Here is a 20,637-nt window from a genome sequence, read left to right as displayed (position 1 = left end):
CAGAAAACCATCTACAACTTCAGTGTACTTAAAAACTCGGCTAGATTATTTGCCATTTTTCTGTGTGGATTTTGTCCCACCCTTTCTGCCCAAACCTCCCCAGTTTCATTTAACACAGAAAGAATAATCTCGTCGTCATCGGTTACCGCAAAAAAGACTGTGGGTTTCTGCTTGCGCTTTTTCTTCATCATCAGATGGCCAATCAGATTTTCCTGAAGCCGGTCAAAATCATCACGATTCCATACCTGCAAAAGTTCTAGGTCACCGTCAGCACAGCAGGCGGGAATATTGTTGCTGTAGAAACTGGTGTAGTAGCTGACAATATCCGGGTGCAGGTTTAGTTCCAGAGCGGTTTCAAGGCCTGAGAAATCCAGTGAGTCCTGGCAGCTCACTGCTTGCCAGTGACTCAGCTCCGGATCGGGGTGGGCCTGTTCACAGGGGGATGGCCACTCAGGATCTTTGTCACATTCCGGCAGTTGTCCCGAGCTGCTCAGGCTTTTCTCACGGAAGTTTTCATGGAGCTGGGTCAGGGCTTGTGTGGTCACTGGCGAAACATTTCTCATGGGGCTTGGAATCTGCCTGAAAGTGAATAGATAGCAGCGAGGCAGATTATGGCGGCTCATCAGGAGGAGGGCAATTGTTACCCTATATAACCAACTCTCTAGAGCGTTTACAGAATACAACTATTGCCTATATTGGGAGCAGCTACATTATTAAGTTCATTCAATTTTTTACGGCCTGCTAGTAGAAAGAGTCTGGTTTGTGGTGAGGTGAGCGTGTTTCGGGTTCAAAACTACCGGTCGTATCAAATGGTACTTGTCGGCACTGCTTTCTCTTTGCTGATTCATTGTTTAAATGGGTTGGCTCAAGATCGTATTGCCCTAGGGGTGAGCTATCACCAGAAAGCTATTGCTCACTTTGCCCAGTTTGATGATCAAGGTTGTACTTATTTTGCTGAAGTGGCCCTTGAAGGGAGAGTTAATTTGCTAAAGAGCTGTGACCCGCAAATTAACCACTGGGCTGAAATAGGTTCGTTTGATTTGGGTGGGTCATTCAGAGAACCAGAAGCTGAGGGGCGGGTTTTACTGCTTTATAACGATGCCCAACCACTTTGGCAGCTGGAGCGCTGGAAGACTGTCTGGGGGGATGAAGGTTTGTCGCATATGCCTTTACCACTGAATCGAGCGGATAATCTCAACTCTGCGGAATTGATTCATATGCTGCATCAGTTTGGTGGCTTTGAATTGGTAAATAAAGCGGCTTTCTGGGCTGCTCAATTACCAGAACAAAGTCTTTTACAGGCTGGGTTGCTGGGAGCTGGTACTGGAGCTATCTCCGGATTGACTTTGGTGGGAACAGGTATTATCGGTGGGAGTTTCTGGAGAAATTATATCAGCAGCCCGGGTGTGTTAGGGATTAGAAGTATTTCTATCGCTTCTTTACGGCGCGATTTGGAAATGAAGAGTCAGGGATTTGCCCTGAACGCATTTTTATACAGTTTCATTTTCCCTATTCTAGCCACGGGCGGAACAGCGATATCTCTGCCTGAGAGAGCCAATGGTTTGATATATGCGCGAAACCAGCCCTACGGTAAGGAAAGCTATCCAGAAGAGTATCGTCGATATTATTTATACAGGTGGATGAAGGCTCATGTCATGGTTCACTGGGCTTTTATGGCCTTTGTAGGTAGAGCATACTGTGGGTCAAATATTTATTTAACAGGGGTAGAGGCAGCAATTCAGGTACTTTACACTTATTTTGTAGCACAACCGCTGTATGAACGATCAGGATCAACCTCGGCCTTTTTAAGCTTGAGTGTGATGGGGCTTATCACAGCTTATGCAAATGCCATTTCCCCATTTATCCTCAGCCCGTGAGACTATGGTTGGATACGTGACAGTGTCTGGTAACCACCATAAATACGAGTGAAAACAGTGATCAGGCATAGGCCTCCAAAGATTGCAGCGAGTACAGGGAACTGCTGAGGCCAAAGGCAAATAGCAAGATAGAACAATAAAGTTTCAGTCCCTTCGGTTAAACCGCCCAGATAATGCAGGGATTTGTTTTCAAACTGGATGCGATCGAGCTGGTGCTTTTCTGCCATTATCGCAAAGGCAAGAAAGCTGCTGCCGGTGCCAATAAAACAAAAAATCAGAAAGGCTGCGGCCAGAGCGTTTTGCTCCGGATTTGCCAGAGCAAAACCAAATATCACGGCAGAGTAGAATAGAAAATCCAGACAGATATCCAGAAACCCACCGGCATCCGATGTCTGAGTATAGCGGGCAAGGGTGCCGTCCAGACCATCCATAATTCGGTTGATAACAATGGCAACGAGAGCCGGGATATACCATTCCATTGCCAGTAACGGGACGGCCAGCATCCCAACAATAAAGCCACCAAGCGTTAACTGGTCAGGAGTGATTCGACCAACCAGTGTTTTGGCAAAAATATTCAGGGGCTTTTGTACCCAGGCGTGGGTCCAACGATCAATCATGAACCTCTCCGGAGGTGGTTCTGGCAGTATCCAGCTCAATAATGCGTTCGCTGCAGTCCTGGCGGTCGTGGGTCACCAGTAAAGCTGGAATCTGTTTATCCTTGACTGTATGAAAAACAAAACTACGCATCTGTTGTCGCAAATGAGCATCCAGCCGGGAAAATGGTTCATCCAGAAGCAGGGCTTCAGGTTCTGCTAACAGGGTACGCATAAGACTGATGCGGGCCCGTTGACCGCCGGACAAGTTATCCGGATGCATATTTCCATAACCCGGAAGGTCTGCAGCGGCCAGAGCTTCGTCGACACGGAAGCTACGCTCTTTGGCTGATAATCCGGCAGGAAGTGCAAAAGCTAGATTGCCATTGACGGTCATGTGAGGGAACAGCAGGTCATCCTGAAATAGCAGACCGATTCGTCGCTTCTCCATTGGTACATCAGTGACATTCTGGCCATTCACAATAATATTGCCAGACGCTGTAATCGCGGGGCTTTGGGCACCGCAGATCACCGAGAGCAGAGTGGATTTACCACAGCCACTTGGCCCCATAATGGAAACGATTTCACCAGCATTGATAGTCAGAGAAAACCCTTCCAGCAGAGCACGCTCTGCAACAGCCAGAGAAATATTGTCCAGTTCAAGACTCATAGCGAGGTGTCCTTTGGCTGGCTGTAAGAGAAAAACCTTTACGGGTGAGGTGCAGCCATCGTGGCATTACTAATGCTGCTGCAAAAAACAACATGGGGACCAGCATCTGCATAAGGGCATAGAGTGCAAGAAGGCGTCGGTTGCCACCTGATGCCAGGGCCACAGCTTCTGTGGTCAAGGTTTCAAAACGGCCAGCACCGGTCATCAACGTTGGTAGGTAGAGAGCTGTGCTGACGGCAATACCAAGAGCCAATGTGGTTAACAGTGGCGTCATCAGCATAGGGATTTTCACCTGCCAGAAGGTTTTCCACGCCGAACCACAAAGCAACCTCCCTGCCTGTGTGTAACGCTGGTCATATTGTTGCCAAGAGCCCGCAAGGCTGAGGTAGCAATAGGGAAAAACAAACAACAGGTGGCAGCCAATCACTGTGATCAGATAACCATCAAGATGCAGTGATACCAGCAGTGTTTGAATGCCCAGCAGAAATGTCATTTGCGGCAGCAGTAAAGGTAGATAGAAAAAGGCTGTCACTGTCCGGTTCTGCCAGGATTTTTCTGGCGAACGAAACTCCAGACAGAGAATACTCAGAGCAATACCAATGACTGAACTGGCAACTGCGATGGTCAGGGTTGTCATCAAAGGATCAAGCAACCTTGGAAAGTAGCGAATCCAGGATTTCAACGACCATACAGACGGCAAAATATCAGGGAAACGCCAGCGCCAGGCAAAGGTCCAGATAGCCACAACAACCAGTGCAGTCAGGGCCATCAACAGTGTTCCTGACCAGGTGACTCTGCCGAACTTCACTAGCAAAGGTTTTTGGCCACCCCGATAACCTGCTGTCAGCCAGTATCTCAAACTGTATTTAAGAAGCTTTTCCCCGGCCAGCCAGAACCCCATCATAGCGAGTACCATAACCAGCAACAACAAAGCTCCTGCGGCGGCAGGCAGGTGTTGAGTAATATCCGGGTCCTGCTGCCAGAAAAGAATTTGCACTGGCAAAAGTGGCGGCAGGTTTGGACCAATAATCAAAGAAACATCAACCACTGACAATGAAAAGGCCATCACAATCAGTACTGATAAACGCATCTTCGGATACACCTGTGGCCACACAAGTTTCAGCCAGCACTGCAGTGGGCTGTAACCCAATGCGCAGCCTGCTGTCAGTATACGTTTCACTGGTGTCTGACTGACTGCTGCAATCAGCATCAGGCAAAGAAAGGGGGCTTCTTTCAGAATCAGGGTAAAAATCAGGCTGAGCCCAAGAGGGTCATTGACCGACAGAATATCGGGAGGCCGTGACCAATCCATTGGTGTTGCTGCCAGGCGGCTGAAAAAACCACTGGGCGCCAGAAGAAAAAGAACTCCAATAGCCAGTGCCGAATGAGGAATGGCCAGTAATGGTGACAGTGATCGTGCAGTGATCTTCCACAATCGGGTTTGCCAAGAGGTGACTGCAAAAACCAGTGTCAACAGTAGCGAGATTGCTGTGGTACTGACCCCGACAAAAACTGTAACCAGCACCATTTCTGTAAGTGCTGGTGTATTAAATAAGACATGCCAGGGAGCAAGGGAGAATGAGTGAAACCCCAGAGCGGGAAACCAGCCAAATGCCGGTAAAACCACTCCTGCAAGCCCGGCCAGAATAATGGCTGGGAACAAGAGAGGGATCAGATAAACAAGTGCTTTTGCACGTCCGTTGTGGTGAGCGTTCATACTACTGCCAAGCTGCGGAGCATTAACGATAACGCTGCTGCCAAGCTTGCTCCAGAGCATTCACCCAGGAAGGATGAGGTTCAGGTAACGGGCTGCCTAACTGCTCAGGGCGCAGTGTAGCAATACCCAGTTTCTGGGCTTTGAATGCACTTTTGTCCTGTGCATCCAGGCTGTCGATGCTTAAGACCGTTGGATCCCCCCACTTTTGTGGATCAGACTTTCTCAACTGGGCTTCCGGTGACATCAAAAAGTTAATCACGACTTCTGCAGCTGCACTGGCAGAACTGTTAAACGGTATTGCCAGAAAATGGGTATTGCCAATAGTGCCGTTGCGATGAACATAGGTGCGAACCGAATCTGGCAGGCGACCATTATTAATGGCGGTAGATGCTTCACTGGGGTTAAAGGTTAGAGACATAGCCAGTTCACCATCATCCAGCAAAGGAATCATAGCTGTTGAGCTAGTTGGAAAGGTGCGTCCACTGCGCCAGAGCTGAGGATGCAGTTGGTCAAGGAAACTCCACAAAGGCTGGGTAACCTTCTCAAAATCTTTATCATTAACCGGCTTTTGCAGTCGTGACGGGTCGGTTGCAAGTTCCAGCAGTGCCTGCTTCAGGAACGTTGTGCCGATAAAATCCGGTGGTGCCGGGTAAGTAAACAGGCCGGGATTCTTTTGGCTGAAACTCAGCAGCTCCTGCATACTTTTGGGTGGTTGAGGAACAACTTCGGTGTCGTTCATAAATACCAGTTGTGCCATCCCCCAGGGAGCTTCCAGCCCGTCGGTTGGTTCACCGAAATCAACTACTGTGGTTGGTTTATCCTTGGTATCGATATAGCGCCAGTTGGGCAGGTCGTTCACAAAAGGCCCATGCAGAAGGCCATTGTCCTTCATTGCCCGAAAGTTTTCGCCATTGATCCAGACGATATCGACGGAACCTTTATTGGTTCGGCCAGCACTTTTCTCAGCCAGAACCCGGCTGATAACACTGGAGATATCATCAACCTTTACATGGTGAAGGGCGATACCGTACTTACTCTTAACTTCCTTTGATGCCCAGTCCAGATAATCGTTAACCGACTCGCTGCCTCCCCAGGCATTCATGTATACAGACTGACCTTTCGCTTCTTCCAGAGTGTCCTGCCAGCTGGAGGCAAAACTCAAAGTGGATAAGGCCGTAAGGCAGGTGCAGGTTATTAATTGTTTTAGGGTTTTCTGCAGGTGCATGGTTGATCCTGTGACCAGCATTCAAGATAAGAGTGTGCCGGATAATGCCATTGTTGTTATGGAAAAACAAAGGCACTACAAGATTTACCCTTTGTGACGCCAAAGTCGTTGATGAGTTGTTATGCTCCGGCATCTATTGATTGAAAGTGTCAGTCTACATCGGGGAAAGACCGGCCTTCTGGCTGTTCAGTAAAAGGAACGGACCAGTGGCAATGACGAATCTTCCATTGATTGTTTTTCTCTTTTTCAACGAACAGGGTGGTGCGTAGAGGTGGGTAATTCTGCCAGTTACTCTGGCCTTTTTTGAGTTTAAAGCGTACCCGTGGTTCAGCCAGAACAACACCAGCATCACCTTTCAGAAAAGATCGCAGTTCTGTAATTTCCAGTTCAGACTGAGCCTCATCAAAATCCCGCTGGAGCTGTTTTCGGAACTGTGTCACGTTGGTCAGATGCTCATCAAGCCCTGTACCCCAGAGGTCAATATTGCCGTCCGATACTAGCTGGCGACTGAGAGCATCAATATCCTGTTTCATATAAGCGTGAACATAGTCATGCATCAGCTGTTCGGCTTTGGCTTTATCGTTATCTTCCGCTGATGCATTAATGGATGCCAGAACTGTTGTTACAAAGAGAACAGTCGAGAAAGCTTGTGACAGGCCGTATAGCCAGACTTTGCCTAGTTTCATCAATACCCCCGGAATATGACTAGAAAATCATGGGCAAGGGTAGTCGATATACAAAACTACAGAATGGTTCATTGTAACTCAGGCCTTGTCAGGATAAGGCTTAAAACTGCATGCATAAGCAATGTTGCAATGAATCGGGAGTTTTAAGCCAATCTGCTAAAGACTTACTGATTAATCTGTTTTTTCTCCAGCTTGCGGGCAAACCAGGAGAACAGCAGCACCAGTACCAGATATTCCAGAACAAGAATGGAATAAATCTCCATGGCCCGGTATTCGCTGATCTGTAATTCATTAGCCCGTCGGGTCAGTTCCTGAACGCCAATCACGGAAGCCAGCGACGACATCTTCAACATATAAACAAACTGGTTTGCCAGCGGTGGCAGCATTTTACGAATAGCCTGGGGCAAAATAATCAGGCGCATTTTCTGGAAATAAGTCAGGCCAAGTGCGTCAGACGCTTCAAACTGACCCTTATCAATACCATTAATCCCCCCTCGAAATATTTCGGCATGGAATGCGCTTTCGCATAAAGCCAGGGCAATGACTGCAGCAGTAAAGGCAGAGAACTCAAGTCCGGAAACCAATGGCAGGCCGTAGTAAATCCACAGAATCATTACCAATACGGGAATAGAGCGGAATGTTTCTACATAAATACGGTTGCCATAATGCAGAGGTTTGCGGGAGGACAGCCCGGGCAGGGCAACCAGTAAACCAACAATCATGGCTATGGAAAATGCCAGCACACTGATGCCAAGGGTGTAGGTCATTCCCTGTATTAGAAAACTGAGATTTGTGCGACCGGCTTCTGTGGCGGGGGAGAGAATATACCAACCCCATTGGTAATTATCGGAACAACCGGTCAGCACGAACGACAATGTAAAGATAAGAAAAAGACGGGATAGAAACTGCATGACAAGGTCTTTGTTTTGTTATCCGTTCATCATACCCCGTTGTGATGGCAGACAAAAATCCGTTATGGTTTCCCGTGCGTAGTAACCAGAACCTATACAAAACCAAAAGACAAAAATAATGATGATATTTCAACGAGTGACCCTGCTGGTTTTGCTGGCATTGGCAACATTAACGCAAGCGTGGGCTGATGAGTCCCGTTTGCAACGCATTCTCGAAGAAGGTGTGTTGCGGGTCGGTACAACCGGGGACTGGGATCCTATGTCACTCCGTAACCCAGCCACCAATGATTACCAGGGTTTTGATATCGACCTGGCTAAAGCGCTGGCTGAAGATATGGGTGTGAAGCTGGAGTTGGTTCCCGCAGATTGGAAGACACTGGTTAACGGTGTGGTGGCGGATAAGTATGATATGTCCACCAGTGCTTCCATAAATATGAGCCGTGCCAAAGTGGCAGGTTACTCCCAGCCTTACTTTTCTGTAGGGACTGTTCCTCTGGTAAAGCGCTCTGATCTGGAGAAGTTCACCGGCTGGGATTCTATTAATAAATCTTCTGTAAAAGTTGCGGTGACACTGGGTACTGTCTTTGAGCAGGAAGCCAAAGGTTATTTCCCTAATGCCACTTTGAAATCTGTTGAAGCTCCGGCCCGTGGGTTTCAGGAATTGCTCTCTGGTCGTGCGCAGGTTGCTCTGACGTCCAACCTGGAAGCTTCCAAGCTGGTGGCGAAATACCCGAATCTTGCCGTTCTTCCGGTTGCCCCCAGAAAGGCTAAGCCATTAGCTATTCTGCTGCCTCAGGGTGATCAGGTGTGGATCAACTATGTCAATCACTGGATCACCTTCCGTAAGGCTCAGGGTTTTTTTACTGATCTGGAACAGCGCTGGATGCCCTGATTTTTTGTGGATGAAATGGTAGTCTTATCGCGAGCTGCCATGAGCTTTCCTCTGGTTCAGGTAGCGCTTTTGATCGCTGCCTGCCCGGAGGGCACTTCTGATGAGTCAAACTACAGAGCCGGCTAAACAGCCTGGTTTTCGTCAGTCTCTTGTTACTTTTCTGCTGATTTTATCTGTTATTGCCGTTGGGCTGTTTTATCTCTCAACCAGTCTCCACAGCCTGATGCTGGGCTGCATTATCATTGCGGCCGTTAGTGCCATGATGCTTGGACATAACTACGAAGCAATTCGTGATGCCATGAATGAAGGTATAAAGGGGGCACTGACCGCCATTTATATCTTTATCATGATCGGGGTTCTGATCGCGGCCCTGATCGAAGGCGGCACGCTGGCTTCACTGATTTATTTTGGTGTGCAGTTTATTGAACCCGCTATTTTTCTTCCAGCCGGATTAGTGTTCTGCAGTCTTATGTCTGTTGCCACAGGTACCAGTTGGGGAACTGTTGGTACGGCGGGTATTGTGCTTATGGGGATCGGAGTGGCAATGGGTTTCCCTCTGCCCATCGTAGCGGGCATGGTGGTGTCCGGTGCCTGCTTTGGCGACAAAATGTCTCCTGTTTCTGATACCACTAACCTAGCGGCCATGTCGGCCAAAACGACTCTTTACAGCCATATCCGCAGTATGTGTTACACAACCGTTCCTGTGTATTGTCTGGTGCTGGTGATTTTTGGCTGGATAGGAATGGAATATGCCAATCACCAGTTGCCTGTTGGTGAATTAAATATTTTGACCAGCGGCCTGGAACGAACCTTTGAAATCAGCTGGATTGCGGCTTTGCCTCTGGTAGTGATGTTGCTGTTGAGTGGCTTTCGGGTGCCAGCAGAAGTTGCCATGATGGCTTCTGCGTTATCGGCGGTGATTCTTGCCATAACGATTCAGCAACGGGATCTGGGTGTTGTTCTTAACAGTTTGTTCAGTGGCAGTGATATTCGCTCAGGTGTAGAGACACTGGATAAATTGCTGGAGCGCGGTGGTATTGCTTCCATGATGTGGACTTTATCCCTGGCTCTTATGGCGCTGGCTCTTGGTGGAATTCTCAGCAGTTTTGGTTTTTTGCGGGTGCTGGTTGCCGGTATTGTCAGCCGGATAAAGAAAGGTGCCTCTCTGGTGGGAACCACCATTCTGACCTGCTTTATAGGCAATCTCAGTATGGGTGAAGCCTATATGTCGATTATTCTCGGTGGCCAGTTATTTGGGGATGCTTATGATCGTCAGGGACTGGATCGTTCGGTTATGAGTCGCTCTCTGGAAGAGGGCGCCACTCTGACCATGGCGCTGATTCCCTGGACGACTGGTGGCGCTTTTTTTGCCTCAACCCTTGGAGTTTCTGTTCTGGAATACGCACCTTGGGCCTTTCTGAACTGGATTAATCCTTTTGTTTCTATTGTTTTCGCTTATTTGGGAATTGCTTTGTTTAAAGCCCAAGCCACTGAAGAGACGAGAGTGCTTATGCAAACTGTACAGAAAGAGACCCGGGCTGCTTGAGTAGTTTCTACTTGGTGGGACACTCCTGTCAGACTGAAAAAACAGGCAGAGCATTATTAGCCCAATGCCAGTCCATCCCAGTAGACTCACCTGTTCTCCGACAACAACTACAGCGAGTAAGCTGGCAATGACTGGCTCCGAGAGGGTTAACAGTGTGGCTTTGCTGGCGTTTACGAATTGCAGGCCATAACCGAAAGCAAGGTAACCGGCAAACATAGGTACAACAGCCATATACAGGGCAACGATTGTATTGACAGAAGATGCAAAAAGGTTGTCGCCTGTTAGCAAGAGCGATGGTAGAAGGATTGCGGCAGCGATGCCAAACTGACTTGCCATTGCCACTCTTGAATGAATGCCGTGATTGATTAAGCGTTTGGTCGTCCATGAGTAAAAGGCATAGGTGAGACCAGTGAGTAAACCAAGTGCAACCCCTAAGTAATAATCTTGTGCAAGAGTGGTATTAGACGTTCCGTGATTATTGCCAAGGGTCAGGCAGGTAATTCCGGTTATGCCGATGAGGAAACTGAGCATCCAGCGCTTGGATACTTTTGTGTTGTTGAATAGCCACTCCAGCAGTGCACTCCAGAATGGGGCGCTGGCCAGGGACATCACTGAGCCGACGGCAATACCTGCGTAGTGCATGGATGAATAAAAGGTCAGTGGGTAGACGGCGATCGCCAGCCCTCCCAACAATATAGTGACAGGCTGTTTTTTTAATTGAGATTTATAGCTGTAAAGGTGTTTGTAAGAGAACAGAACCAGCAGTAGTCCTCCCATACCCATAGCAAATGCGCCAGTGGCTAAAGGGCTGACCTGGCTGGCAAAGCTGGCCGCTGTACCTGTGGTGCCCCAAAACAGGCAGGCTGTGAGAATGGCTGCTGTTCCATATCCATTTCGGACATTCTGTATACTGGTTGCCTGCATATTGCCACTCCCTTCCTGAATGTTTTTAGATAGGAAGAGCTTATAAAAGTAGGAGTTAGATAACTGTGCCAAAAGGACGCATGTGTGGGACGATAAGGTGCTTTTCCTGATTATGAAAAAAAGGTTTTTGGGGACAGTCCAAAATAATTGGAGAAACGCCGACTAAAGGCGGATTGGTCATGGTAGCCAACCATTTCCGCCACCCTCAGCACGGAATAATCGGTATGCATAAGAAGAGCTTTGGCTTTATCCATTCTGATTTGGGTGATGTACTTCAATACACTGGTACCGGTTTGCTCCCGAAATATTTTCTTGAACTGGGTAGGGCTTAAACAAGCGACTTCCGATAGGGTGGCAATTGACAGGTCTGATTCGAGGTTTTGCGCAATAAACTCCTGTACCTTGCGCATGCGAGGGCAAAGGTGGCGGTGAGGGCTTTGTTCTTTCAGTAATAGGATGAAAGTGGCCATCATAGTCTGCTCGATAGGTGGGCTGACCTGATGCTCCAACTGCTTTTCAATAAAGTCCAGAAAACTGATCATGGGTGCAGATAATGAAAACACTGTCCATTGAATTTCATCGTCTTCCCAAGGGTATTGATTCACATCCACAACTACGAATCGTGCTTCGGAATTGGCGCAAAAATAGTGTAATTGCCCAGAGTGAATAAAAATACATTCACCCGGAATCACTTTGCCGGAGTAGTCAGGTATCTCAATATTGATAATGCCCTTTAGTGGTAGCACCAGTTGATGCCATTCGTGGGCGTGGCTCATGGGCTGATTAGTGTAAGAGCGTATAGAGAGAGAATCTTCCATTATGAGTCTCAAAACAAAAAGCGAAGCTAACTTCTAGATTAACTCCGCCATTAAGTTGTTGCGAATTAGTGATCATCAAAGTGCTTAACAGAAAGTTCTCGAGGTTCTCCGGTTTTTTCATCAGTTAAATATTTGCTTTGATAACTCTGCCTGCGAAAATGACTCTTAAACTCGAGAAAAGTATACGAAAACGGTAAACAGGGAACTGTGCTGATAAGACGCTTTATCAGGGTATGCGGGTGGTTTTCTCATTACTGGGTGAAGGGGAAACAACAGCACATGCGTGCTCCTCAAATAGCAGGATTGTCAAGCCTGCTGTCTGTTGGGAAAATCTTTCAGTCTGTGGTGATTTCTGTCGAAAATGACAGAAAAACAGGCGTAGTCGTTTATTGAAGACAAAAAGCTATGCCTTTATACTCCGCGCGGCTTTGCAGACTCATTAAAAAAATAACAGTAAGAATGTGCGCACAGACCTAACATAAATATTATTGTTTACCCGAAATTTGACCGGATACCGAGATAACGAGTGGTTTCTACCGGTCTCCAAGGAGCTTTCCTGTTGTTTGATCTTCATGCGAGTAAAGTCGCCTCTGTAAAAAATGATCTGCTGTCTGGGCTGACAGTGGCTCTGGCGCTGGTGCCAGAGGCCGTAGCTTTTGCTTTTGTAGCAGGTGTTGAACCACTGGTTGGTTTGTACGCTGCCTTTATGGTGGGCCTGATTACTGCTGCTATTGGTGGTCGCCCTGGCATGATTTCCGGTGCGACCGGCGCACTGGCTGTGGTTATGGTGGCACTAGTCGCTGACCATGGCGTGCAGTATCTGTTTGCGACTGTGGTGCTGATGGGTATCCTGCAGGTGCTGGCGGGTGTGTTCAAACTGGGCAAGTTTATCCGCATGGTGCCACACCCGGTTATGCTGGGTTTTGTAAATGGTCTGGCGATTGTGATTTTCCTCGCTCAGCTGGGGCAGTTTGGTACGGGTGTTGGTGCGGGCTGGCTGGAAGGCACTTTCCTGGAAGGCAGCGTAGCTGACGTTTCCTGGATGGAAGGCCAATCTTTGCACATTATGCTGGGACTGGTGGCGCTGACTATGGCAATTATTCATTTCCTGCCAAAGCTCACTACAGCTGTGCCTTCTTCTCTGGTGGCAATTCTGGTTGTGACCGGTCTGGTGCTTGGCTTTGGGCTGGAAACCAAGAGCGTGGGGGATGTTGCTGGTATTGCTGGTGGCTTCCCAGAGTTCAGTATTCCAAGCGTTCCCTTCACTTGGGAAACCCTTACTATTATCTTCCCTTACTCTCTGATCCTTGCCGCTATCGGTATTATTGAATCCCTGTTGACCCTGCGCATGGTGGATGAAATCACCGAAACCCACGGCAGCAGTAACCGTGAATGTGTTGGTCAGGGTGTTGCCAACGTTGTGACTGGTTTCTTCGGCGGTATGGGTGGCTGCGCCATGATTGGCCAGAGCATGATTAATGTGAACTCTGGTGGTCGTGGTCGTTTGTCTGGGATTACCGCAGCATTATCCCTGTTGTGCTTTATCCTGTTTGCCTCTTCCCTGATTGAGATGATTCCTGTTGCGGCTCTGGTTGGCGTAATGTTCATCGTCGTGCTGGGTACTTTCGAATGGAGTAGCCTGCGCATTATGAACAAGATTCCAAAGGGCGACGCTTTCGTTATTGTTCTGGTATCTGTTGTAACTGTTCTGACCGACCTAGCTATGGCAGTTGTGATTGGTGTGATTGTTTCTGCGCTGGTTTTTGCCTGGGAACATGCCAAGCATATCCGTGTGGAGAAGCAGGACGATGATAATGGCTCAACCGTGTACAAGGTTCACGGCCCGCTGTTCTTTGGTTCTACCACCGAATTTATGCAGCAGTTCAACCCTAAAGAAGATAATACCGATGTGATTGTTGATTTTGCTGACTCCCGAGTGAGTGACCATTCCGGTCTGGAAGCGATTGATACACTGGCAGAGCGTTATCTGAATTCCGGGAAAATTCTGCACCTGCGTCATTTGAGCCCTGACTGCCGTAAGCTTTTGAACAAGGCTGGTAGCTTGGTTGAAGTAAACGTGATCGAAGATCCTAAGTACTTTGTGGCGACCAATGCATAGCATTTGATGTAACCATAAAAGTTTGTAAAAAAGCCGCTTGTTGTAAGACAAGCGGCTTTTTTTATTGGTGATGATTTTCCTGTCAAGTCACACAATTGGTAGTTGAGATGGCTATTGGTCTGGGATTGTGGCACATTGCCCAGCCTGCTGTTCGGGTCTACAAACAATAAACCGAACTTTCTGATCTTCTATCTTGTCAGTTGTACATCATGTGTTTTGAGTCTGTTTACGGACAGTTGCCGACACCTCTTATGCTGGTTTCAGCAGAAGAGCTGCAGATCTGTTATCTGAACCCCGTAATGTCTGCTTTTCTTGGAGCTTCACGAGAGGAGGTCAGTGGGCGAGGTTTCTCAGATGTTTTTTCCTCTTTGTCACGCCAGAAGTTTACCTGCGAGGATCTGGGTCTTCTCTGTGAAAACAAAACTAATATCTCTGCTTATAACTTGCTGGATCCCTCTCAAGTCACGGTTGAGCTGATTATTTCGACAGCTGTTCTGGATGACGCAACTTTTTACCTGGTCTCTGCTCGTGAAGATATCTCCCGGGTGAGAGAAACGCAGCTGTCTTTCGCGCTCAATGAATCCTGTGATGGGCTGTGGGACTGGAATGCGAAAACCAATGAAGTCTATTTCAGCCCCAAGCTGGATCGGATGCTGGGTTTCGAGCCTGGGGAGCGCAAGCCTCAGTTTTCAAATTGGTATGACCTGGTTCATAAAGATGATGCTGACAGAGTTCTGGCAGCCTTAAAGAAACATTTGACCGGAGAGTCAGATTTCTATGATGTGGAATATCGTATTCACACCAAGCAGGGGCAGATAAAACAGGTTCGGGACCGAGGGCAGGTATGTGAGCGGGCACGCGATGGTTCGCCGGTCAGGGCAGTGGGAATGCTGTCTGATATCACGGCCTTTCGGGAGATGGAAACCGAACTGAAACTGACTCGGGATAGGTTTGAGGATTTTGCCCGCAGTGGTTCAGACTGGTTTTGGGAAACCGATGCAGATTTAAATGTTACCAATATATCGAGTCAGTTTTCTCTGCAGACTGGAGTAAGTGCATCCCAGATCAGGGGGCAAAACCTGGCTGGCCTGCTTCAGGGGAAAGGTCTCTCTGAAGCCGCCAGAGCAACGGCTGACCATCTCCCCATTCGCAATATAAGAGTTCCTGTGGGTGAGAAAGAATACTGGGTTGCACTGAGTGGCAGGCCGGTTAGGAATGAGCAGGGTATTTTTGCCGGTTATCGTGGTGTTGGGATCAATATTCATGATCAGGTGATGCTGGAGCGGATGGTTAAAGCTTATCAGCAGAACGCAGAAATCATGATGGATCGTGCTCCGGTTGCCATTTCTCTTATGGAAGATACCGGGCAGTTTTTCTATGCCAATGAATCCTTTCTGAAACTCCTGCGTACCGATCTGGAACATTTGCCGGAAAAGTATAAGCAGGAGCGTCAGCTCAGTCGGCCGGATAAAGAACTTTTCAAAAGTGACCAGAGTAAGTCCTATGAAATGGTGATGGAGACTCTGGATGGGCCGAGGTTTTATTCTGTACTGAAGTATCGTTTGTACCGTGCAGATTCCACAACCCGGGTAATGGTTACCATGGTGATGGATATAACTTATACCCGACAGCAGGAAGTTGAGCAGAAGAAAATCGAGATGGTCCTGAACAATATCGGTGAAGGTATTCTCATCACCGATGCCAATCATCGCATTGTCAGTGCTAACCGCTCTATTCAGGAGGCGACAGGATTCAGCTCTGAGGAGCTAGTCGGTAATACACCTGCGGTTCTCAGCTCAGGTCGCCACGATCGCAGTTTTTATCAGGAAATGTGGAACGAAGTTCATCAGCTGGGAAAGTGGCAGGGTGAGATCTGGAACCGTTGCCGCAATGGCGCTGTTTTGCGGCAACATGTGTCGATTCAAGCCATTGTGATTGATGGGCAGACGCAACATTACCTTGGCATTTACTCGTCTGGTTTTCAGGCGAACACCCAACGGGATGCTGAGATGTTTGCCAAACAGAATGATCCACTGACTGGTTTGCCGAATCGTCATCTGTTTCAGGATCGGCTGCATATGGCTTGCCAGAGAGCGAGGGTAAGGCATTATTCAGTTGAAATTACCCTGATCAGAGTTACTAACCTGGTCGCTCTCAATAGCAGTCATGGTCATGCCGTGGGGGATCAGGTTTTGAAAAGAACCGCGTTTCAGCTTCAGGATCGACTGCCTCTGGATGTCACTTTGTCTCGTTGCGGTCTGGATGAATTTGCTGTTCTTCGAGAGGGGGATCAGAAAGAGGATATTGCTGAGATTGTTAAACAGGCCTTATCCACTCCAGTAGTCATGGCTACTGGAGATCGGGTGCTTCCAGAATTTGTCATGGAAACAGCCCGGTATCCGGAACAGGGAAGCAACGCCAACCGGTTACTCCGCCACTTAAAGAAGCGGGTGTCAGAGGATATTACAGCAGAGGCCAGTTGATCGCTGAGGGCAGATATTCTTCAACAAAATCCATAAAAACCTTCGCAGCTCTTGTCAGCTGACGATGGGCCGGTATCACAGCATCCAGGCTGCCTTTGGTCATCGCCCAATCTGGCAGCACCGGAACCAGCACTCCTTTTTCGCAAAGCGGGCCAGCCATTAGAGCTGGCAACTCACCGACACCAAGCCCTCCAGCCAGAGCTTCCTGTACCAGGGAGTAGCAATCAAAGATCATCTCATCTGGTGGCAGTACTCTGGAGGATGCCGACTGATCCCGGCGTTCGAATTGCCATACACCAGGTTTACAGGCATGGCCAAACAGAACGCAGTCATACTGAAGCAGATCCTCTGGATGATTAAGGGCCGCAATCTGGCTCTGGTAGGCTGGTGAAGTGACCAGTTGATGCCGAAATTCTACCAATGATCGTGCTGAAGCCCGGTGATCTTCAACAGGCTCTGTGCAGAACATAATGTCGGACAGCCCAGAGCTAAGTTCTGTGCCCGTTCCATGGCAGGATGTTCGGATGCTTATATCTGGATAGTGTCGCCTGAATCTTTGCAGAAGTGGCAGAAACAGATGTTCACTGTAGCCAGGAGGGATTGTAATTCTTACCACTCCGGATGGTAGGTCTCGCCGGTCTGTAAGAGTGTGTTCTGCGTCTTTAAGGGTTGTGATAGCACAGACACAGCTATCATAAAGATCCTCCCCGCTGAGTGTCAGCTGCATTTTACGGGTACTTCGTTCCAGCAGACGGGTATCCAGTTGTTTTTCCAACGCCTGTATACGACGACTTATTGTTGATACCGGAAGGTCCAGATTGCGTGATGCGGCAGAAAGGCTGCCGGCTTCAGCCACGCTTATAAAGAGTTTTACTGCATTTAGGTCCATGGTGGGCACGATACCCGATACGGGCACACTGCTGTGTTGGTTATTGTTGCATTTATGCAAAGCTGATTTGCAAAGATTGGAGTTAAAAAAGATTGCCCCGTCGTTATTCTGCCGCTACTGACGTTGAATCCAGCCGAGCCTGGCAAGAGTACATAACGAGTCAGTGACGAGTAGTTTTGAGGTAAGTCTTTTGACCCGAGCGTTTTTCACAACAGGAAACAGCAGCAAGTGGCCGAGCGTAATGAAGCGCATAGCCCTTCCTGTTCTGGCGTTGAGTATAGCGGGTTGTTCGGTTGTTGAACCAAAAACCGACTCACGAATTTCCTATCTGGGCTTTATCAGCAATTATGAGCTGAAAGCACCCGTGATGGAGTATGACCGGGACAGCTGGCCCCTTGAACGAGCAGAGTCGTCTTACCAGCGTTTGCTTGGCTCTTTGCAATTACTACCTTTGCCTGTTCAGGCTGGAGATTTTTCCAGTCTTGATGAAAACAGTGCATTCCAGCGCGTTGCCGCACTGGAGGTGAAATGGATTGGAAAACTGGCTGACCAGGGTAATGATAATGCCCGGGTTCATCAGGCGCTGCTTATCTGGCAGGGATATGGATTTGGTTCCCAGGTAAACCCCTCACTGCGCCGTCAAAGTGCTTTGAATGCGCTGGATCAACTCAATCATCGTGATCCGTTTGCCAACTATCTTGCCGGTATTATTCAGCTCCCTGAACAGCCATCCCAGGCTCTTAAATCATTGCGGGCGTCAGCCAGAGCGGGTTATGGCCCGGCACAGGCGGTTGTGAGCAGATTATATCTGGGTAAAGACAATATTCCCCGGGATGACCAGCAGGCCAGAATTTATCTAAAACAGCTGGCAGACAATAAAAGTGCAGACCAGAAACTGAGAGCACTGGCGCGCTCCTATCTGGCTGTTATGAGTTTTTATGGTGTCGGCTCTGTGGCCAGTGACAGGCTTGCTGTCAATTATCTTCAATCTGCACAGCCGTCCTCCGAGCTTCTGTACCTGAAAGGGTTGATGGAAGTTGAAGGGCTTGGAGAAAAAGTGAATGTCTCCAAAGGTGCCGCCACCCTGGAAAAAGCTATTGCTTCAGGCAGCAGCTCTGCTGCGAACGAGTTGGGCTGGAGAACCTTGCTGGGTAAAGGGCGAGAGCGTGATCCAATGTCTGCCCGTGAATATTTTGAATGGGCTGCAGAACTGGGTTCTACCGCGGCGGAATATAACCTGGGGCTAGATAGCCTGCAGGGTAACTCTGAGCCAGCCAGTATTCTTCGCGCAGGACGCTGGTTGCAGCGCAGTGCTGAGGCTGGACACCTGGAAGCGCGAAGAGCCCAGGCTTATCTGCAGCTGGATGACCAGAAGTGGTATGACTTTGGTACCGGTCTGACAGACGATGATATATATCAGGCCAGACAAGAGTTGAAGCAAGTTGCTCAGCTTGGTGATGGCTGGAGCAGTTATGCGCTGGGCTTGCTGTCTTTGAGAGGACAGGGCGGTTCTGCAAATCTTCAGAAGGGCTATGCCTGGTTAAATGTTGCTGTGGCTCTGGGTTACCGTCCAGCTGCACCTCTGCGTGATGCTGCTGCAGTTCAGATGTCCCGCCCTCAGCTTGAGCAGGCTCAGGCGCTGTCGCAATCCCTGTTTGACGGAATTCAAAAGACCGAAGAAAAACCTTTGAAAACTTTATCGGATCTGGCTGCATCAGCTAAGGGAGCGCACTCATGACTATTGCTCAGCAGCTGGATCAGCTTCTTTCGCCAATTGGAGGTGATAACCCGGCAGGTATGTACCTCAAGGATGATCGCGCTGGTTATCGTCCCTTGCGGAATGCTTATAACGTTGCTCAGACGTCGTTTCGAAAGCTAACCAATAACCCCCCTGAAGATGAACTGGATGATCTTCAGCAGGAAAACCTGAACAACTGGCAGGTGCTTTCTGATCAACTGAAAGATGTTATTGCCAGTCGTTCCAAAGATCTTGAATGCATGAGCTGGCTGACTCTGTCTCAGTTGTTCTCTCGACAACCCTATGAAAATCTGACTGGGTGTCTGCAGTTGATAGAAACCAGTGTCCGTCGTTTTGGTGAGCAGGTTCAGCCTCGTGTGCCAGATACAAAGCTCCGCGCACAAGATGATGCGGGCAGGAAAGCAGAGCGGGCAGAGCTTCAACTGCGACCATTGCTGCAGGTATTTGGTGAATCTGAGGAGAGCGGTCTGCTTGGCTTGCCTCTGAGAATGCTGCCACTTATTGCTGATATTGACTTTGCCGACTGGCGAAATGCTGACCGGCAGGGTAATCGCAGTGATTTGCAACAGCGTGCCCGCCAGGCTCTGGCTGATGAGCAGGCCCAGGTGATTGAGCGCATTCTGGAAATTGGGGCTGCACTAAAGACTCTGGATTCTCTTGATGTGACACTGTCTGCGTACGCTAAAGACAGTGGCACAACACCAGTCAGCAGTCGTTTTCTGCGTGCACAATTGAGTGCGAATCTGAATGCTATAAAGGCGCTGACTGATGGTGCCATTGTTCCATGGCCTCTCGATGTGCAGCCGCAAATAGTTGAAGCGGAAGAAGTAACTGTAGAGGAAAATATAGACACTAATGATACCTCTGTTTTGCCAGAAGATGATAAACGACCGGTAACCGTTCAGGCTGAAGCTATTTACAACCGGGATCAGGCATTTCAACAGCTGCGATTGATTGCTGATTATTTCTCCCGTACTGAACCCCAGAGCCCTGTATCCGGATTGATTGAGAAAGCGATTCGCTGGGGGTACACCCCATTACCAGATCTGATTAACGAACTGGTGCAGGGGCATGACGGTTTAATGGGGCGTATTGGCGAGTTAACGGGAATGAATGCTGAGAAGGTTCATATTCCGGGTGCTTCGGCCCAAGGGTTGGTTGCACCACCAACGGAAAGCCCGAGAGCGCCTTCACAGTTGCAACCGGTAAACACTGCAACTGTTATAGATAGTAGTGCGCCGAAACAGCATAAAGAAACTGAGACTCAGTCTGCACCGGTTCAGCCCTCTTCTACGGTGACAGAGAATAGTCAGGCAGATGTGAAAAAAGCTGCACCGCAGAATGGCGTTCCCAGTTTTGTGAATATTTCTTCCAAAGAGGAAAAGAAACCTGCTGTACGTAAACCAACAGGGCCTGGAGGTATTGATTTGTCTCAGCTGAAGAGACGTTAGATTTCGTTAAAAAGAATTACATTGTCTTACAAATAAAGTGAAATTTTTTGAATCTTTTCAATTATGTGCGGCGTAAA

At 48.5% G+C, this 20,637-nt stretch carries 16 protein-coding genes and 1 pseudogene; 7 read left to right on the top strand and 10 right to left on the bottom strand.

Translation table 11 applies throughout. From position 1 onward, the window contains the following. Window positions 1-11 precede the first annotated feature (11 nt). Window positions 12-563: a SecY-interacting protein gene (gene syd / locus ACY2RR_RS13010; protein WP_490108585.1), complete on the bottom strand. Its 552-nt coding sequence runs from the start codon at window positions 561-563 to the stop codon at window positions 12-14. A 123-nt stretch (window positions 564-686) separates the two neighbouring features. Here syd and ACY2RR_RS13005 point away from each other — a divergent pair, with 123 nt between their 5' ends. Continuing rightward, the gene (locus ACY2RR_RS13005) at window positions 687-1,877 is read left to right on the top strand and encodes a hypothetical protein (protein ID WP_490108584.1); all 1,191 of its coding nucleotides are present in this window, start codon (window positions 687-689) and stop codon (window positions 1,875-1,877) included. Between the two features lie 2 nt (window positions 1,878-1,879). On the opposite strand, the gene ACY2RR_RS13000 is transcribed toward ACY2RR_RS13005, so the two are convergent. The 6 genes from ACY2RR_RS13000 to ACY2RR_RS12975 form a co-directional block, all read right to left on the bottom strand. Next, window positions 1,880-2,494, bottom strand: a complete 615-nt coding sequence (locus ACY2RR_RS13000) for a CDP-alcohol phosphatidyltransferase family protein (RefSeq protein WP_490108583.1) — start codon at window positions 2,492-2,494, stop codon at window positions 1,880-1,882. Continuing rightward, the gene (locus tag ACY2RR_RS12995) at window positions 2,487-3,140 is read right to left on the bottom strand and encodes an ATP-binding cassette domain-containing protein (RefSeq protein WP_490108582.1); all 654 of its coding nucleotides are present in this window, start codon (window positions 3,138-3,140) and stop codon (window positions 2,487-2,489) included. The genes ACY2RR_RS13000 and ACY2RR_RS12995 overlap by 8 nt, the downstream gene beginning before the upstream one ends. Then, window positions 3,130-4,917 (bottom strand): ABC transporter permease, encoded by a 1,788-nt coding sequence (locus ACY2RR_RS12990; protein WP_490108581.1) that lies wholly within the window; start codon window positions 4,915-4,917, stop codon window positions 3,130-3,132. The genes ACY2RR_RS12995 and ACY2RR_RS12990 overlap by 11 nt, the downstream gene beginning before the upstream one ends. After that, the gene (locus tag ACY2RR_RS12985; RefSeq protein WP_490108580.1) at window positions 4,880-6,082 is read right to left on the bottom strand and encodes an ABC transporter substrate-binding protein; all 1,203 of its coding nucleotides are present in this window, start codon (window positions 6,080-6,082) and stop codon (window positions 4,880-4,882) included. The genes ACY2RR_RS12990 and ACY2RR_RS12985 overlap by 38 nt, the downstream gene beginning before the upstream one ends. 149 nt (window positions 6,083-6,231) lie before the next feature. Next, entirely contained in the window at window positions 6,232-6,768 is a 537-nt protein-coding gene (locus tag ACY2RR_RS12980) for a YybH family protein (RefSeq protein ID WP_490108579.1), read from the bottom strand. 164 nt (window positions 6,769-6,932) lie between these two features. Beyond that, the gene (locus ACY2RR_RS12975; RefSeq protein ID WP_490108578.1) at window positions 6,933-7,679 is read right to left on the bottom strand and encodes an amino acid ABC transporter permease; all 747 of its coding nucleotides are present in this window, start codon (window positions 7,677-7,679) and stop codon (window positions 6,933-6,935) included. A gap of 118 nt (window positions 7,680-7,797) precedes the next feature. Between ACY2RR_RS12975 and ACY2RR_RS12970 the strand changes: the two genes are divergently transcribed. Beyond that, a complete protein-coding gene (locus ACY2RR_RS12970) occupies window positions 7,798-8,571 on the top strand; it encodes a transporter substrate-binding domain-containing protein (RefSeq protein WP_490108577.1) in 774 nt (257 codons plus the stop codon). Window positions 8,572-8,671: 100 nt separating this feature from the next. Further along, window positions 8,672-10,117, top strand: a complete 1,446-nt coding sequence (gene nhaC / locus ACY2RR_RS12965) for a Na+/H+ antiporter NhaC (protein ID WP_490108576.1) — start codon at window positions 8,672-8,674, stop codon at window positions 10,115-10,117. Between the two features lie 48 nt (window positions 10,118-10,165). Here nhaC and ACY2RR_RS12960 read toward each other — a convergent pair. Beyond that, a pseudogene (locus tag ACY2RR_RS12960) lies at window positions 10,166-11,041 on the bottom strand (DMT family transporter); the annotation flags it as partial. A 110-nt stretch (window positions 11,042-11,151) separates the two neighbouring features. Beyond that, window positions 11,152-11,859 carry a helix-turn-helix domain-containing protein gene (locus ACY2RR_RS12955; protein WP_490108575.1) on the bottom strand — a complete coding sequence of 236 codons (708 nt, stop codon included), beginning with the start codon at window positions 11,857-11,859 and terminating at the stop codon, window positions 11,152-11,154. A gap of 559 nt (window positions 11,860-12,418) precedes the next feature. Between ACY2RR_RS12955 and ACY2RR_RS12950 the strand changes: the two genes are divergently transcribed. Together ACY2RR_RS12950 and ACY2RR_RS12945 are read left to right on the top strand one after the other, a co-directional pair. Continuing rightward, complete coding sequence (locus ACY2RR_RS12950; protein ID WP_490108574.1) at window positions 12,419-13,978, top strand: SulP family inorganic anion transporter; 1,560 nt, start codon at window positions 12,419-12,421, stop codon at window positions 13,976-13,978. 209 nt (window positions 13,979-14,187) lie between these two features. Continuing rightward, window positions 14,188-16,461 (top strand): sensor domain-containing protein, encoded by a 2,274-nt coding sequence (locus ACY2RR_RS12945; RefSeq protein WP_490108573.1) that lies wholly within the window; start codon window positions 14,188-14,190, stop codon window positions 16,459-16,461. Here ACY2RR_RS12945 and ACY2RR_RS12940 read toward each other — a convergent pair. Next, the gene (locus ACY2RR_RS12940; protein ID WP_490108572.1) at window positions 16,442-17,350 is read right to left on the bottom strand and encodes a LysR family transcriptional regulator; all 909 of its coding nucleotides are present in this window, start codon (window positions 17,348-17,350) and stop codon (window positions 16,442-16,444) included. The two genes, ACY2RR_RS12945 and ACY2RR_RS12940, sit on opposite strands and share 20 nt — an antisense overlap. A 241-nt stretch (window positions 17,351-17,591) precedes the next feature. Between ACY2RR_RS12940 and ACY2RR_RS12935 the strand changes: the two genes are divergently transcribed. Both ACY2RR_RS12935 and ACY2RR_RS12930 read left to right on the top strand, forming a co-directional pair. After that, the gene (locus ACY2RR_RS12935; protein WP_490108571.1) at window positions 17,592-19,088 is read left to right on the top strand and encodes a tetratricopeptide repeat protein; all 1,497 of its coding nucleotides are present in this window, start codon (window positions 17,592-17,594) and stop codon (window positions 19,086-19,088) included. Further along, a complete protein-coding gene (locus tag ACY2RR_RS12930) occupies window positions 19,085-20,560 on the top strand; it encodes a type VI secretion system protein TssA (protein ID WP_490108570.1) in 1,476 nt (491 codons plus the stop codon). Before ACY2RR_RS12935 ends, ACY2RR_RS12930 begins: the two co-directional genes overlap by 4 nt. Window positions 20,561-20,637: the final 77 nt, after the last annotated feature.

The sequence above is a fragment of the Parendozoicomonas sp. 2304DJ65-17 genome, from assembly GCF_058148445.1.
The sequence above is the reverse complement of the archived record's forward strand: the minus strand, read 5'-3'. Positions and strand labels throughout refer to the sequence as shown.